General features: G+C 69.2%; 15 protein-coding genes and 2 riboswitches. Of the genes, 10 read left to right on the top strand and 5 right to left on the bottom strand.

Annotated features, from left to right (window positions below; all coding sequences use genetic code 11):
- Positions 1–50: 50 nt before the first annotated feature.
- The 10 genes from BST11_RS13840 (at position 51) to gcvP (ending at position 9,471) form a co-directional block, all read left to right on the top strand.
- Entirely contained in the window at positions 51–680 is a 630-nt protein-coding gene (locus tag BST11_RS13840; RefSeq protein ID WP_083138516.1) for a CDP-alcohol phosphatidyltransferase family protein, read from the top strand.
- Positions 673–1,608, top strand: a complete 936-nt coding sequence (locus BST11_RS13845; RefSeq protein ID WP_083138517.1) for a DUF881 domain-containing protein — start codon at positions 673–675, stop codon at positions 1,606–1,608. The genes BST11_RS13840 and BST11_RS13845 overlap by 8 nt, the downstream gene beginning before the upstream one ends.
- 28 nt (positions 1,609–1,636) lie before the next feature.
- Positions 1,637–1,969 (top strand): small basic family protein, encoded by a 333-nt coding sequence (locus BST11_RS13850; protein WP_067318747.1) that lies wholly within the window; start codon positions 1,637–1,639, stop codon positions 1,967–1,969.
- Between the two features lie 48 nt (positions 1,970–2,017).
- Positions 2,018–2,851, top strand: a complete 834-nt coding sequence (locus BST11_RS13855) for a DUF881 domain-containing protein (protein WP_083138518.1) — start codon at positions 2,018–2,020, stop codon at positions 2,849–2,851.
- A 37-nt stretch (positions 2,852–2,888) separates the two neighbouring features.
- Positions 2,889–3,287 carry a glycine cleavage system protein GcvH gene (gene gcvH, locus BST11_RS13860; RefSeq protein WP_083138519.1) on the top strand — a complete coding sequence of 133 codons (399 nt, stop codon included), beginning with the start codon at positions 2,889–2,891 and terminating at the stop codon, positions 3,285–3,287.
- 205 nt (positions 3,288–3,492) lie between these two features.
- Positions 3,493–3,954: a glycogen accumulation regulator GarA gene (garA, locus tag BST11_RS13865; RefSeq protein ID WP_276032718.1), complete on the top strand. Its 462-nt coding sequence runs from the start codon at positions 3,493–3,495 to the stop codon at positions 3,952–3,954.
- A gap of 12 nt (positions 3,955–3,966) precedes the next feature.
- On the top strand, positions 3,967–4,710 hold the full coding sequence (gene ftsR / locus BST11_RS13870) for a transcriptional regulator FtsR (protein ID WP_083138520.1): 744 nt from the start codon (positions 3,967–3,969) through the stop codon (positions 4,708–4,710).
- Positions 4,711–4,806: 96 nt separating this feature from the next.
- A complete protein-coding gene (locus BST11_RS13875) occupies positions 4,807–5,301 on the top strand; it encodes a bifunctional nuclease family protein (RefSeq protein ID WP_067318756.1) in 495 nt (164 codons plus the stop codon).
- A gap of 332 nt (positions 5,302–5,633) precedes the next feature.
- Positions 5,634–6,260, top strand: a complete 627-nt coding sequence (locus BST11_RS13880) for a MerR family transcriptional regulator (protein WP_083138521.1) — start codon at positions 5,634–5,636, stop codon at positions 6,258–6,260.
- A 125-nt stretch (positions 6,261–6,385) separates the two neighbouring features.
- Positions 6,386–6,483: riboswitch (glycine riboswitch) on the top strand.
- Positions 6,484–6,485: 2 nt separating this feature from the next.
- A riboswitch (glycine riboswitch) is annotated at positions 6,486–6,603 on the top strand.
- A gap of 30 nt (positions 6,604–6,633) precedes the next feature.
- The gene (gene gcvP / locus BST11_RS13885) at positions 6,634–9,471 is read left to right on the top strand and encodes an aminomethyl-transferring glycine dehydrogenase (RefSeq protein ID WP_083138522.1); all 2,838 of its coding nucleotides are present in this window, start codon (positions 6,634–6,636) and stop codon (positions 9,469–9,471) included.
- Positions 9,472–9,513: 42 nt separating this feature from the next.
- Here gcvP and BST11_RS13890 read toward each other — a convergent pair whose 3' ends face one another.
- From BST11_RS13890 to BST11_RS13910, 5 genes are all read right to left on the bottom strand, one after another.
- Positions 9,514–10,962 carry a hypothetical protein gene (locus BST11_RS13890; protein ID WP_083138523.1) on the bottom strand — a complete coding sequence of 483 codons (1,449 nt, stop codon included), beginning with the start codon at positions 10,960–10,962 and terminating at the stop codon, positions 9,514–9,516.
- Positions 10,963–10,983: 21 nt separating this feature from the next.
- Entirely contained in the window at positions 10,984–11,205 is a 222-nt protein-coding gene (locus tag BST11_RS13895) for a hypothetical protein (RefSeq protein ID WP_083138524.1), read from the bottom strand.
- Entirely contained in the window at positions 11,202–11,399 is a 198-nt protein-coding gene (locus BST11_RS13900; protein WP_142276341.1) for a hypothetical protein, read from the bottom strand. The genes BST11_RS13895 and BST11_RS13900 overlap by 4 nt, the downstream gene beginning before the upstream one ends.
- Positions 11,400–11,659: 260 nt before the next feature.
- Positions 11,660–12,823, bottom strand: coding sequence for a serine hydrolase domain-containing protein (locus BST11_RS13905; RefSeq protein ID WP_083138526.1), 1,164 nt, complete (start codon positions 12,821–12,823; stop codon positions 11,660–11,662).
- The gene (locus tag BST11_RS13910) at positions 12,820–14,289 is read right to left on the bottom strand and encodes a biotin carboxylase (protein ID WP_083138527.1); all 1,470 of its coding nucleotides are present in this window, start codon (positions 14,287–14,289) and stop codon (positions 12,820–12,822) included. Before BST11_RS13910 ends, BST11_RS13905 begins: the two co-directional genes overlap by 4 nt.
- Positions 14,290–14,357: the final 68 nt, after the last annotated feature.

Raw genomic sequence — 14,357 nt, forward strand, 5'->3', positions numbered from 1 at the left:
CCGAGTGGGCGGCCGGCCTCACTCCGGGCGTTCGACTAATGTCACGGCTCATGGAGCCCGTGCTTCCGCCCGATCGGGTGCTGACGGTGCCCAACGCGCTGAGCGCCATCCGCCTGCTGCTCATCCCGGTGTTCGTCTACGTCCTGCTGTTCGCCCACGCCAACGGTTGGGCGGTGGCGATCCTGATGTTCAGCGGCGCCTCCGACTGGGCCGACGGGAAGATCGCCCGGACGCTGAACCAGTCCTCGCGGCTGGGCGTGCTGCTGGACCCCGCGGTGGATCGCCTCTACATGGTGACCGTGCCGATCGTGTTGGCGATCGGCGCGATCGTGCCCTGGTGGTTCGTCGTCACGCTGCTGGTGCGCGACGGGCTGCTGGCCGCGACGCTGCCGCTGCTGCGCACCCGCGGGCTGTCGGCGCTGCCGGTGACCTACGTCGGCAAGGCCGCCACGTTCGCGTTGATGTCCGGCTTTCCGTTGGTCCTGCTCGGCACGGGGGGCGCGGTGTGGAGCCGGGTGCTGAGGGCCTGCGGCTGGGGCTTTTTGGGCTGGGGCCTGTACTGCTACCTGTGGGCGTTCGTGCTTTATGCCGTGCAGATGGCGTTGGTCATGCGACGGATGCCCAGGCTGAAGCAGCCCGCCCGCCAGGCGGTGGTGCCGAAGGCGGGTGAGCATGGCTGACGCCGGTCGCCTGCTCGGCGGCTACGACCCCGAGGCCGGCCGCAGCGCCCACGAGGCGGCGCGGCCGCAGCTGATCCCGGTGCCCTCGCTGCTGCGCGCCCTGCTGTCGGAACACCTGGATCCCGGCTACGCCGCGGCCGCCGCCAAACGCGGCGATCCGGCCGTGCTGGGCGACCGCCGCGCCTGGCGGGCACGCGCCCTCGGCTGGCTCTGGCAGGCGCTGGCCGCGGTGCTGATCGCCACGGTGTTCGCCGCCGCCGTCGCGCAGGCCCGCTCGGTGGCCCCCGGGGTGCGCACCGCGCAGCAGCTGCTGTTGCAAAGCGTGCGCGAGTCGGAAGCCACGGCGGCCAGGCTGGGCCGCGAGCGGGGCGCCCTGTCGACCCGCGTCGACGACGTGCAGCGGCGCGCGCTGGCGGACAACGCCGAGGGGCAGCGGCTGCTGAGCCGCCTGGATGCGCTCGGCCTGGCGGCGGCCAGCACGGCGGTGATCGGTCCCGGCCTGTCGGTGACGGTGACGGATCCCGGTGCCGGGCCGAACCTTTCCGACGTTTCCAAGCAGCGCGTCAGCGGCAGCAGGCAGATCATCCTGGACCGCGACCTGCAGCTGGTTGTCAACTCGTTGTGGGCCAGTGGCGCCGAGGCCATCGCCGTCGGGGGCATCCGCATCGGCCCGGACGTGACCATCCGGCAGGCCGGCGGGGCGATCCTGGTCGACAACAACCCCACCGGCAGCCCGTACCAGATCCTCGCGGTCGGGCCGCCGCACTCGATGCGGGACGTCTTCGGCAACAGCCCCGGCCTGCAGCGCCTCCGGCTGCTGGAGGCCTCCTACGGCGTCGTCGTCACCGTGAACGTCGCCGACGGCTTGTCGCTGCCCGCCGGATCGATCCGGGATGTCAAGTTCGCCAAACAGATTGGGCCCTCGTGAGAAACCTCCTCCTGAACCGGGACCGCGCATGATCGGCATCGCGGCGCTCGCGGTCGGCATCGTGCTGGGCCTGGTCTTCCACCCCGCCGTCCCCGAGGTGATCCAGCCCTATCTGCCGATCGCGGTGGTGGCCGCGCTCGACGCGGTGTTCGGTGGGCTGCGCGCGTATCTCGAACGGATCTTTGACCCCAAGGTCTTCGTGGTGTCGTTCGTGTTCAACGTCTTCGTGGCCGCGCTGATCGTCTACGTCGGCGACCAGCTGGGTGTCGGCACGCAGCTGTCCACGGCCATCATCGTCGTGCTGGGTATCCGGATTTTCGGAAACGCCGCGGCGCTGCGACGGAGGTTGTTCGGGGCATGAGGCCATCAGGCAGGCCATCAGGCAGGCCATGGGGCAGGTGAGGTCGCGATGAACCAGGACCCGCCCGGACGCCCCGGGCCCCCGCAAGGGGAGGGGGCCCCGCGGGGCCGCCACGAGTTACCGGCGAAGAGCCCGCGCCCCGCGGTGGGGGCGGTGCACCGGCGGGGCCTGTCGCAGGTGCTGCGGGGCGGCCGCACCCGCCTGGTGTTCGGCGCGCTGGCCATCCTCCTGTGCCTGGTCCTCGGGATCGCCATCGTCACCCAGGTCCGCCAGACCAAGTCGGGCGACTCGCTGGACACCGCCCGCCCCGCCGACCTGTTGGTGCTGCTGGACTCGCTGCGCCAACGCGAAGCCACACTGAACACCGAAGTCGGCGAGCTGCAGAACACGCTGAATTCGCTGCAGGCCTCCGGGAACACCGATCAGGCCGCCATCAACAGCGCGCAGGCCCGGCTGGCGGCGCTGTCCATTTTGGTGGGCGCGGTCGGCGCCACCGGGCCGGGCGTCACCGTCACGATCGAGGACCCCGGGCCGGGGGTTTCCCCGGAAGCGATGCTCGACGTGCTCAACGAGTTGCGCGCCGCCGGCGCCGAGGCGATCGAGATCAACGACGCGCACCAGTCCGTGCGGGTCGGTGTCGACACCTGGATTGTGGGTACGCCCGGCTCGTTGACGATCGACACCAAGAACCTGTCGCCGCCGTATTCGATTCTGGCGATTGGCGATCCGCCCACGCTGGCCGCCGCGATGAACATTCCCGGCGGCGCCGACGACAGCATCAAGCGCGTCGGCGCGCGGATGTCCGTGCAGCAGGCAGACCGCGTCGACGTGACCACCTTGCGACAACCAAAACCGCACCAATACGCTCAGCCCGTCAAATGAATGTGCCGAGTCAAAAGAGACCAGAACAGGATCACCCGTGAGCGACATCCCCCCCGACCTGCACTACACCGCCGACCACGAGTGGGTTCGACGAAGCGGTGACGACACCGTGCGGGTCGGGATCACCGACTTTGCGCAGTCGGCGTTGGGCGACGTGGTTTTCGTCCAGCTGCCCGACGTGGGCAGCCAGGTGACCGCGGGCGAATCCTTCGGCGAGGTGGAATCGACGAAATCGGTGTCCGACCTGTTCGCACCGGTCTCGGGCACGGTCTCGGCGGTCAACGGCGACCTCGACGGCAGCCCGCAGTTGGTCAATTCCGACCCGTACGGGGCCGGCTGGCTGGTCGACGTCCAGGTCTCCGACGGCGCCGAGCTGGACTCGGCCATTTCGACCCTGCTGGACGCCGAGGCGTACCGCGGGACGCTGACCGAATGACCCACGGCGGAAGCCCAAGGATCGGGCTTGCGATCCTCCGGGGGTGGGGACATGGCCGAGCGGTGCGCGGTACGGTCGACAGATCGACACTTGATAGACATTCCAAGGCACCGCACAGTCACCTCGAAAAACCCAGGGGAGAGCCGGGCCGGCGGCCCGGTCGGACAACGCCACAGCAGCCAGTGAGGAGCAGCGCGTGACGGACATGGATAAGGATCAAACCTCTGACGAAGTCACGGTGGAGACGACTTCGGTCTTCCGTGCCGACTTCCTCAACGAACTGGACGCGCCCGCCCAGGCGGGGACCGACAGCGCGGTATCGGGGGTCGAGGGGCTCCCGCCCGGGTCGGCGTTGCTGGTCGTCAAGCGGGGGCCCAACGCCGGTTCGCGTTTCCTGCTCGACCAGGCCATCACGTCCGCCGGCCGGCATCCGGACAGCGACATCTTCCTCGATGACGTCACCGTCAGCCGTCGCCACGCCGAATTCAGGTTGGAAAACAACGAATTTCACGTCGTCGATGTCGGTAGCCTGAACGGCACCTACGTCAACCGTGAGCCCGTCGACTCGGCGGTGCTCGCCAACGGGGACGAGGTGCAGATCGGCAAGTTCCGGTTGGTGTTCTTGACCGGACCCAAGCAGGGCGACGACTCAGATTCCGGAGGGTAGTGAGGGAGGGCAGTGAGCGCACCCGATAGCCCGGCGCTGGCCGGGATGTCGATTGGGGCGGTCCTGGATCTGTTGAGGCCGGATTTCCCCGACGTGACGATCTCCAAGATTCGATTCCTGGAGGCCGAGGGGCTGGTGACGCCCCAGCGCGCCGCGTCGGGTTATCGGAGATTCACGGCCTACGACTGCGCGCGGCTGCGCTTCATCCTCACCGCCCAGCGCGACCACTACCTACCGCTGAAGGTGATCCGGGCGCAGCTGGACGCCCAGCCCGACGGCGAGCTGCCGCCGATCGGATCGCCTTACGGGGTACCGCGATTGGTGTCGGTGCCGGCGGACGTCGGGCCCGAGCCCGCGCCCGACGCGGCGGCCGTGGCCCCCACCCGCGTCCGGCTGAGCCGCGAAGACCTGCTGGAACGCTCGGGGGTGGGCGACGACCTGTTGACGGGGCTGCTCAAGGCCGGCGTGATCACCACCGGCCCGGGCGGCTTCTTCGACGAGCACGCCGTGGTGATCCTGCAGTGCGCGCGGGCGCTGGCCGAGTACGGCGTCGAACCGCGGCACCTGCGCGCCTTCCGCTCCGCGGCCGACCGGCAATCGGACCTGATCGCCCAAATCGCCGGGCCGGTAGTCAAAGCCGGAAAGGCCGGAGCCCGCGATCGCGCCGACGACCTGGCGCGTGAGGTGGCCGCGCTCGCGATCACGCTGCACACGTCGTTGGTCAAGTCCGCCGTTCGCGACGTTCTGCATCGCTGAGGATTAGACTTCGTTGACAGCTTGGTGTTCGGCGGCATCGGCCGCCGCGCCGGGCGCAAATGAGACGACAGCGGCACATGCGGAGGGCAGACACAGATGGGTGAAGTTCGTGTTGTCGGCATTCGCGTCGAGCAGCCGCAGAACCAGCCGGTGCTGTTGCTGCGGGAGGCCAACGGTGACCGGTACCTGCCGATCTGGATCGGCCAGTCCGAAGCCGCGGCCATCGCGCTCGAGCAGCAGGGCGTCGAGCCGCCCCGCCCGCTGACCCACGACCTGATCAGGGATCTCATTGCCGCGCTTGGGCATTCGCTGAAAGAGGTGCGGATCGTGGACCTGCAGGAGGGCACCTTCTACGCCGACCTGGTCTTCGACCGCGACATCACCGTCTCGGCGCGGCCGTCGGACTCCGTCGCGATCGCCCTGCGGGTCGGGGTCCCGATCTACGTCGAGGAGGCCGTGCTCGCCCAGGCCGGTTTGCTCATCCCCGACGAGAGCGACGAAGAGGCCAACACCGCCGTCCGGGAGGACGAGGTCGAGAAGTTCAAGGAATTCCTCGACAGCGTCTCTCCCGACGATTTCAAGGCCACCTAGCCGGGGCGGGCGCCCCTCCGCGGGCAAACACAAACTCGCACGTTCTGGCCTCCCGGGGGCGCGGTTGCGCGTTCGCCCGCAACCCGGTGGTGCCCCGGCCCGCGTGGGAAGACGACATCACGGATGTGTCTCATCTAACACCGCGATGGAGACACGCTGGCGGATAGCGCGCGCAGTTGGGCCCGCGGCCGCCATACTTTGATTCAACACTTCAGGGCGCGGCGGCTATCGAAAAGCGTAAGCTCTCTAGCACTCGGGCCTGACCAAACGCGGCTGCGGTGCAGCCAGAGACGCAGCTAGACGCGAGAGTGCGAACGGCGAGAGGAACCACCGTGAGCGAGCAGCCACGTCAAGAGCAGTTGGACCTAGCTGACCACGCAAACTCGACCGGCGACCAGGCCGTCACCGCACCCGGTGCGCCCGTGCAACCCGGGCTGTTCCCCGACGATTCCGTGCCCGACGAGCTCGTGGGCTACCGCGGGCCGAGCGCCTGCCAGATCGCCGGGATCACCTACCGGCAGCTGGACTACTGGGCGCGGACATCGCTGGTGGTCCCGTCGATCCGCAGCGCCGCCGGCTCCGGCAGCCAGCGCCTGTACTCGTTCAAGGACATCCTGGTCCTCAAGATCGTCAAGCGGCTGCTCGACACCGGGATCTCGCTGCACAACATCCGGGTCGCCGTCGACCACCTGCGCCAGCGCGGCGTCCAGGACCTGGCCAACATCACGCTGTTCTCCGACGGCACCACCGTCTACGAGTGCACGTCGGCCGAGGAGGTCGTCGACCTGCTGCAGGGCGGGCAGGGCGTGTTCGGCATCGCGGTGTCCGGGGCCATGCGCGAGCTGACCGGCGTCATCGCGGACTTCCACGGCGAGCGCGCCGACGGCGGCGAGTCCATCGCGGCCCCCGAGGACGAGCTGGCGTCGCGGCGCAAGCACCGCGACCGCAAGATCGGCTGACCCCGCCCCTTCCCCGCGCCTTTCCCCGGCGAGCGTCCGCATTTGTACGCGTTTCGCGGCGTGTCGCCGTGCCGGCACGCGCGCTCGCGGTGGGCGCGGAGGGCCGGGTAAACTGGGGCACGCGTCGCACTCCCGCGGGAGAGTTCCGTGATCGCCAGTCACGGACGCCGAAGGAGCAACACCTCTCCGTCAACCTCTCAGGCACCCGGACCGCGCGAGTTAACGACGCCTCTGAAAAGCGGTGGGATCGGCAACGGTCCACACCCGCCGATGGGGAAAGGCGCCGCACCCGGCGCCGAATCTCTCAGGCGCCCGGCGAACGGGTGAAGACAGAGGGGGAGGGCCGCCCGTCCTCTGCCCCAGGAGTCCGCCAGTGCCCGACCAGTCAACCTTCGCCGCACGGCACATCGGCCCGGACGGCCGGGCCGTCGCCGCCATGCTGTCCGTCATCGGTGTCGACTCGCTCGACGAGCTGGCAGCCAAGGCGGTCCCCGCCGGCATCCTCGACCAGCCGACCGACGGCGGCGCCGCGCCCGGCCTGGAAAAGCTGCCCCCGCCGGCCACCGAGGCCGAGGCGCTGGCCGAGCTGCGGCGGCTCGCCGACGCCAACACCGTGGCCGTGTCGATGATCGGGCAGGGCTACTACGACACCTTCACGCCGCCTGTGCTGCTGCGCAACATCCTGGAGAACCCGGCCTGGTACACCGCCTACACGCCGTACCAGCCCGAGATCAGCCAGGGCCGGCTGGAGGCGTTGCTGAACTTCCAGACCATGGTGGCCGACCTCACCGGCCTCGAGGTGGCCAACGCGTCGATGCTCGACGAGGGCACCGCCGCGGCCGAGGCCATGACGCTGATGCACCGCGCCGCCCGGGGCGGCTCCAACCGGCTGGCCGTCGACACCGACCTGTTCGCCCAGACCGCGGCCGTGCTGGCCACGCGCGCGGAGCCGTTGGGCATCGAGATCGTCAGCGCCGACCTGCGTGAGGGCCTGCCCGACGGCGAGTTCTTCGGCGTGATCACCCAGCTGCCCGGCGCCAGCGGCCGGATCACCGACTGGTCGGCGTTGGCCGCCCGGGCGCACGAGCGCGGCGCGCTGGTCGCCGTCGGCGCCGACCTGCTGGCCTGCACGCTGCTCACCCCGCCGGGGGAGATCGGCGCCGACGTGGCGTTCGGCACCACCCAAAGGTTCGGTGTGCCAATGGGATTCGGGGGGCCGCACGCCGGGTACCTGGCGGTGCACGCCAAGCACGCCCGGCAGCTGCCGGGCCGGCTGGTCGGCGTGTCGGTCGATGCCGACGGGTCGCCCGCCTATCGCCTGGCGCTGCAGACCCGCGAGCAGCACATCCGCCGGGACAAGGCGACCAGCAACATCTGCACCGCGCAGGTGCTGCTGGCGGTGATGGCCGCGATGTACGCCAGCTACCACGGCGCGGACGGGCTGTCCGCGATCGCGCGCCGCGTGCACGCGCACGCCGAGGCCATCGCGGCCGCGCTGGGCGCGGCGGCCGACACCGCGCCGGTGCACGACACGTTCTTCGACACCGTGCTGGCGCGGGTGCCCGGCCGGGCGGCGCAGGTCCGGGCCGCCGCCAAGGAGCGCGGGATCAACGTGTGGCTGGTGGACGACGACCACGTGTCGGTGGCCTGCGACGAGACCACCACCGACGAGCACGTCGCGGCCGTGCTGGAGTCCTTCGGCGTGGCGCCCGCGGCACCCGCCCCCGTCGACATCGCCACCCGCACCTCGAAGTTCCTCACCCACCCGGCCTTCACGCAATACCGCACCGAGACGGCGATGATGCGGTACCTGCGCACCCTGGCGGACAAGGACATTGCGCTGGACCGCAGCATGATTCCGCTCGGCTCCTGCACGATGAAGCTCAACGCCGCCGCCGAGATGGAGCCGATCACCTGGCCCGAATTCGCCCGCCTGCACCCGTTCGCGCCGGCGTCCGACACCGCGGGGATTCGCCGCCTCATCGCCGACCTGGAGGCCTGGCTGGTGGCCATCACCGGCTACGACGCCGTCTCGCTGCAACCCAACGCCGGCTCGCAGGGCGAGTACGCCGGGCTGCTGGCGATCCACGACTACCACGCCAGCCGGGGCGAACCGCACCGCGACGTCTGCCTGATCCCCTCCAGCGCGCACGGCACCAACGCCGCGTCGGCCGCGCTGGCCGGGCTGCGGGTGGCCGTGGTGGCCTGCCGCGACAACGGCGACGTCGACCTCGACGACCTGCGGGCCAAGGTGGCCGAGCACGCCGAGCGGCTGGCGGCGCTGATGATCACCTACCCGTCCACGCACGGGGTGTACGAGCACGACATCGCCGAGATCTGCGCGGCCGTGCACGACGCCGGCGGCCAGGTCTACATCGACGGCGCCAACCTCAACGCGCTGGTCGGCCTGGCCCGGCCGGGGAAGTTCGGCGGCGACGTCAGCCACCTGAACCTGCACAAGACGTTCTGCATCCCGCACGGCGGCGGCGGCCCCGGCGTCGGGCCGGTGGCGGCGCGATCGCACCTGGCCCCGTTCCTGCCGGGCCACCCGCACACCCCCGAATTGCCCGGCGGCCGCCCCGTGTCGTCGGCGCCCTACGGGTCGGCCTCGATCCTGCCGATCACCTGGGCCTACATCCGGATGATGGGCGCCGAAGGGCTGCGCGCGGCCTCGCTGACCGCGATCGCGTCGGCCAACTACATCGCCCGGCGCGTCGACGAGTACTTCCCCGTGCTGTACGCCGGCGAGAACGGCATGGTCGCCCACGAGTGCATCCTCGACCTGCGCGGCATCACCAAGTCGACCGGGGTGACCGTCGACGACGTCGCAAAACGGCTGGCGGACTACGGGTTTCACGCGCCCACGATGAGCTTCCCGGTCGCGGGCACGCTGATGGTGGAGCCCACCGAGAGCGAGAGCCTGACCGAGGTCGACGCGTTCTGTGAGGCGATGATCGCCATCCGCGGCGAGATCGACCGCGTCGGCGCGGGGGAGTGGCCCGCCGACGACAACCCGCTGCGCGGGGCTCCGCACACCGCCGAGTGCCTCCTGGTGGCGGATTGGCAGCACCCGTACAGCCGCGAACAGGCCGCCTACCCGCTGGGCAAGGATTTCCGGCCCAAGGTGTGGCCGCCGGTGCGCCGCATCGACGGCGCCTACGGCGACCGCAACCTGGTCTGCTCGTGCCCGCCGGTGGAGGCGTTCGCCTGACAACTTGCGGCCGGAGCTCGATGACTGCTGCGGCGATGACCGTCAACGGATGTCGACGGGCTTGCCGAATGCTTGGAAGTCGGCAACTTCTACGCCAAATTCCTCGAACAGAGCCCCGACGGTCTGCACGTGCCGATACTCCACTCGCTGTGTTATCGCTTTGCTCCTGTCGCCGCCGGCCGCGATGGTGGCAGCCTCCAGCCCGCACGCGAACTCCGTGGATTGGCCGTAGAGTCCGGAGTTGTCGCCGTAGTTGTACGGCACACCATCGGTGTGGTAGCCATCTCGTGTCATGAAGCTGCTCGGGCTTCCGTCCCTGCCGGCCACCCAAAACACTTGACCGCCAAGGCTTTCTATCTGCACCCGGTCGATCGCGCCGGGCTGGCTGTCATCGATCACTCTGGTATGGGAGAAGTCGACGGAGTCGAACTCGGGCGCCCTAAGGTCCAGCTTCCCCGTAATCGCACAGACCACGTAACGGTTGTTCTTGAACACCTCCGCCGCGCTCTCCCTCAGCTTTACCGCCCCGAGTTCGGGATGGGCGGCCACGAGCGCCCGCATCCTGTCCGTCCGCTTGTCGAAGACCTCGATTTCATGGTCGGGAAGCATCTTTTTGATCGCTTGAACACTGGACCATCCGATCGAACCCGCCGCGCCGATAACGCCGATCGTGCCGCCGGAGTCCACACGCGATCTTGCCATCGCCTCGACCACCGTTTTTGCGAGCATATAAACGGTTCCGCCGTGCCCCGTCGTCGTGGTGAGGCCGTGCATGCCTTCGGCGCGCCTGAGCTTGTCGCCGAAATCTGTCAGCAGCGGCAGGGTCGCTCCCAGCCCGACAAGTTTTGCGCCCAAAGCCTTGTGGGCGAACTCGACGGTCTGGACGAGTATCCGGTCCACGATTTTGGCGAGCCGCAGCGAGTGCTCGGCATTGTGCGGGTCGGGCACGATATCGGAGACCATGTCCGCATATACCGGCGCCAACACCAACGCGCCCGCCTCATTGTCGTTGTGGCTCTTCAGATAAGTGTCGAGGACGGTGGGGGGCAAGCCGTATATGGTCCGCATGCGTATCTCGGACGTGACGCCGAACCGCACCGGGTCCAGCAGCGGGTAGAACGGGGTGGATTCGCTGGCGTACCCGCTGCCCTGTCCGAGGTCGGCCGGATCACTGCGGGTCGAGCGCACCGGCACCACGAACGCCCGCCCGATTCGTCGGCCGAGATCCTTTTTCCCTTCGTAGAAGTCAAACGCGCTGTCGACGAAACGCTGGCTTTGCTCGTACGCCGATTCCACATCGGTTTTCGCGGCGCACGTCTCAGCCAGCACCGCGTCTCGCACCTGCTCGAGCTTCTTCGACAGCTCAGCTCGGGAGAAGGTTGCGTAATCGGGTGGCGATGCGTCCCAGGGGCCGCCCGTCGCCTTCAGGCAGGCGGTCACCGCCTGCTGCTCCCGGTGTGTCATCGGCGAGAATCGCATTTCGTCGGTCATCTGATTTCTCCTTCGGAGTGTTCAAGCCGTGCGCAGCTCGGCAAGCTCGATCTGCTGGGTGACAGTGAGGTCGGATGTGTATTCGTTTAATTCGGCCTCTTGCGCCTCGGTCATCTCCTCGATGAAGCACGGGTCGATGCCGGGGTGCTCGACCAGGAACTGCGCAATTTTGGCGCCACCTTCACGCATATGGCGCAGGTACAGCGCGGCTCTTTGTGGATCCACTTCTCGCGCCTGCGTCACTCGGGCAACGACGATTGCGCCCGCAGCCGGTCGACCGCACGGCGCTCCTGGAGATCCCGGTAGCTGTCTACCGGGTGCAATGCGCGGTCGATGAGGCCCTGCGCGACCGAGACCGCAAGCAGGCTGCCGATGCCGGCGACGCCCGTCGCGGCGTAGAGGCGATTGAGCAATTTATTCATCGGGGCTTTTTCCATTCGGCTTTCGAGGTGATCTCACTGGCGTTGCCGACCGCCTTGAGTGCGCTCGTGTAGACGCGGAGCATCCAATAAGTCGCTTCGTCCTTCATTCGGCCCAGCATTTGTCTTTCCTTCGGCATCGAAGGCCCACGTGCTGATTTCGGTCCGCGGGCGGTTGACCCAGCCAGGTTGGGCGGAACGCCTTGGAAAATTCTTGGAGAGGCCGGGACTTTCCTACGCGGCGCTATAGCCGCGTCGGTGAGGACCGAGCCAGCGGCTCAAGCCAATTCGCGTGCCACCGCGTCGAACGCGCGCAGCGTGTCCAGCATGTGCGGCTCGTGGGAGTGCGGCTGGGTGGACACCTTGGCGGCCACCACCTCCGCGGCGCGATTGACGTAGATCATCTGGCCGCACATGCCCAGGCACAGCACGACGTCGCCGCCCGGGTAGGGAAACCACATCTGGTTGCGGTACATCCCGCCGGGCATCTCGGTGTCGTCGGGGCTCGCCGCGAACGCCCGGCGCGAGTCCGGCCCGCCGGCGAGGGTGTCGGCGATCCACGCCGGCGCCACCACCTGCTGCCCGCTCAGCGAGACACCGTCGCGCAGGAACAGCGAGCCGAACCGGACCAGGTCGGTCAGGCAGGCGCTGATGCCGCCGTCGAAGAACCCGGTGCCGGCGGCGTCCACGCCGATGGTGGCGTCGCGTTCGGCGCCGACGCGGCTCCACAGCAGCTCCGACATCAGCTCGGGCATCCGTTGGCCGCCGGCGACCTCGCAGACCCAGCCGAGCACGTCGGTGTCACACGAGCGATATTCGAACGGGCCGCCGTGGTCCCCCTTCTTCCGCAGGGTCAGCAGGAAGTCGTACAGGGTGGCCGGTTCGTCCGGGGCGCCCCCGGGGGCCCACCCGACCGCCCGGTCGAGGGCGTGGATCTCCGCGGCCGGGTCGAGGTAATCCTCCGAGAACGCGATGCCCGACCTCATGTCCAGCAGGTGGCGCACCGTCGCGCCCGCGTAGCCGCAATTCGCCAGCGCGGGAACGTATTCGGTGACCGGCGCGTCCAGCTTCATCGCCCCGCCGTCGTGCAGCGCGCCGACGACGGCGCCGACCAGCGACTTGCTCACCGAGAACAGCAGGTGCCGGACCCCGCGTCCCATGCCGCCCAGGTACTCCTCGGCCACCAGCGACCCGCGGTGGGCGACGGCCCAGCCGTCGGTGGCGGTGGCGGCCATCACCGCGCCCACCGTGGTGGCCGCCCCGCCGCTGTTCGTCACCGAGACGCCGTCCAGCGCGGCGCCGGCGGTGGGCAGCGCCGCGACGGGCCCGCTCCCGCGCGGGATCACCGCGGTGGGCACGAATTCCTCGACGTGCTGGAACGACCAGTGCGCGTGCGGCGGCGACAGCCAGTTGTCCAGCGAGATGCCGGCCGGGGCGCTCACGCGCGCGCGACAAGCCGCGAGACGATCGGCGTGGCCGGCGCCAGGGGCGTCGAGGCGAACTTCGCCTTGATGCCCTTGACCCAGCGCTTGCAGCGCTCGGTCAGCTGGTAGTCGTCGGTCTGCAGGTGCCCGCGGGTGACCAGCACCCCCAGTTGGGCGCCCTCGCAACGTAAGTCGCCGGGCGCGGCGACGCGCATGTAGAAGGCCTCGGATCCGTCGAGCAGCGTGGCCCAGTCGTTCGCGGAGCGCGCGAACGAGACGCGGCCGTCGTCGTCGATGCGCCACACCCCGGTGCGCGGGGTGGCGGTGAACAGCTCGACGTCCGGCGACGTCTCGTTGATGATCAGCTGGCCCCAGACCTCGTCCTCGCCGTAGCCGCGCTCCCAGCGCGCGTTGATCTCGTCGATGTCGAGTTCGTAGTCCACGTCCATGTACTCGAGCAGGTGGAACAGGAACAGCGGCATGTCGGCGTAGGCCTCGGTGGTCAGGTTCGTCATCGGGCTGGCGCCGCTCAGCCGCGGGTTCAGCTCCCCGAGGTAGAGCTCGTCGGAATCCAGGTCGTGCAACAGGTCCACCTCGAAGTAGCCGCGGTAGCCCTCGCGGCTGAGGATGTCGCCCAACTTGCGCACCATTTCCCGCGCCACGTGCGTCTGTGCGGGCGGCAGCACCCCGCGCCAGATGTCGTTGCCGCACCAGCCGCCCTTGCGCGGGGTCAGCTCCGGGTAACCGACCAGGCTCGTCATCGCGGGGCCGATCACGGTGCCGTGGCGGGTCACCGTGCCCTCGAGGCACACCTCGACGTTGCGGATGCGCTTCATGACCTTGACTTCCTGGCCGGCCAATTCGCCGGCGTGCTCGTCCCAGTCGCGCTGGCCGCGCACGAAGAACACCGCGCTGCCGGCGTCGCCGTAGGCGGCCACGACGACCAGATCGTCGCCCAGCCCCGCTCCGTGCGCGAGCGCCGCGAGGTCGTCATAGGACCCCGCCCGCCCGATCACGTGCGGCACGCTGGGCACGCCCGCCTCGTCGGCCAGCCGCGTCATGACGATCTTGGAGCCCAGGCGATGGCGCAGGTCGGCCGGCGGGTGCATGACCTCGAGCCCGGCCTCCTGCGCGAGGGCCTGGGTCTTTTCGTCGAGCATGACGAAGCAGGCCTTGCCGCCGGGCCCGTGTTGGTCGATGAACGCGAGCGTCTCCGGGTCGCGCAGGAGGTGGTTGCACACGTCGCCCATGCTGTCGAAATCGAGGCGGTCGCGCCGGCGGGGCACGAACACGCGCGAATGTGTGCCCTCGAAGGAGTCAAAGTACGTCAGGTAGAAGAAATTTCGTATCCAGCGGTCGATGCCCAGCAGGTTGAACGGGGTCGGCGAGATGAAATACAGCGGCACGCGGTTGGTGTGGAAGAACGCCCGGACGTCCGAAATGCCGTTCAGCCTGCGTCGCGGCTCGGTATCAGGATCCTGCATTGCACAAGTGTGGACCCGCCCGCGGGCGTAACGCCATGGCGAAAATTCGGCGTGTTTTGCGCCGCCCG

The organism is Mycobacterium alsense, from assembly GCF_002086635.1.
Taxonomy (GTDB): Bacteria; Actinomycetota; Actinomycetes; order Mycobacteriales; family Mycobacteriaceae; genus Mycobacterium; species Mycobacterium alsense.

Bases quoted from the DNA above. Each gene is read 5' to 3' on its own strand.
- BST11_RS13855 (WP_083138518.1), top strand. From the start codon at position 2,018: ATGAACCAGGACCCGCCCGGACGCCCCGGGCCCCCGCAAGGGGAGGGG.
- BST11_RS13900 (WP_142276341.1), bottom strand. From the start codon at position 11,399: ATGGAAAAAGCCCCGATGAATAAATTGCTCAATCGCCTCTACGCCGCG.
- BST11_RS13840 (WP_083138516.1), top strand. From the start codon at position 51: ATGGAGCCCGTGCTTCCGCCCGATCGGGTGCTGACGGTGCCCAACGCG.
- BST11_RS13890 (WP_083138523.1), bottom strand. From the start codon at position 10,962: ATGACCGACGAAATGCGATTCTCGCCGATGACACACCGGGAGCAGCAG.
- BST11_RS13875 (WP_067318756.1), top strand. From the start codon at position 4,807: ATGGGTGAAGTTCGTGTTGTCGGCATTCGCGTCGAGCAGCCGCAGAAC.
- BST11_RS13910 (WP_083138527.1), bottom strand. From the start codon at position 14,289: ATGCAGGATCCTGATACCGAGCCGCGACGCAGGCTGAACGGCATTTCG.
- garA (WP_276032718.1), top strand. From the start codon at position 3,493: ATGGATAAGGATCAAACCTCTGACGAAGTCACGGTGGAGACGACTTCG.
- BST11_RS13850 (WP_067318747.1), top strand. From the start codon at position 1,637: ATGATCGGCATCGCGGCGCTCGCGGTCGGCATCGTGCTGGGCCTGGTC.
- BST11_RS13845 (WP_083138517.1), top strand. From the start codon at position 673: ATGGCTGACGCCGGTCGCCTGCTCGGCGGCTACGACCCCGAGGCCGGC.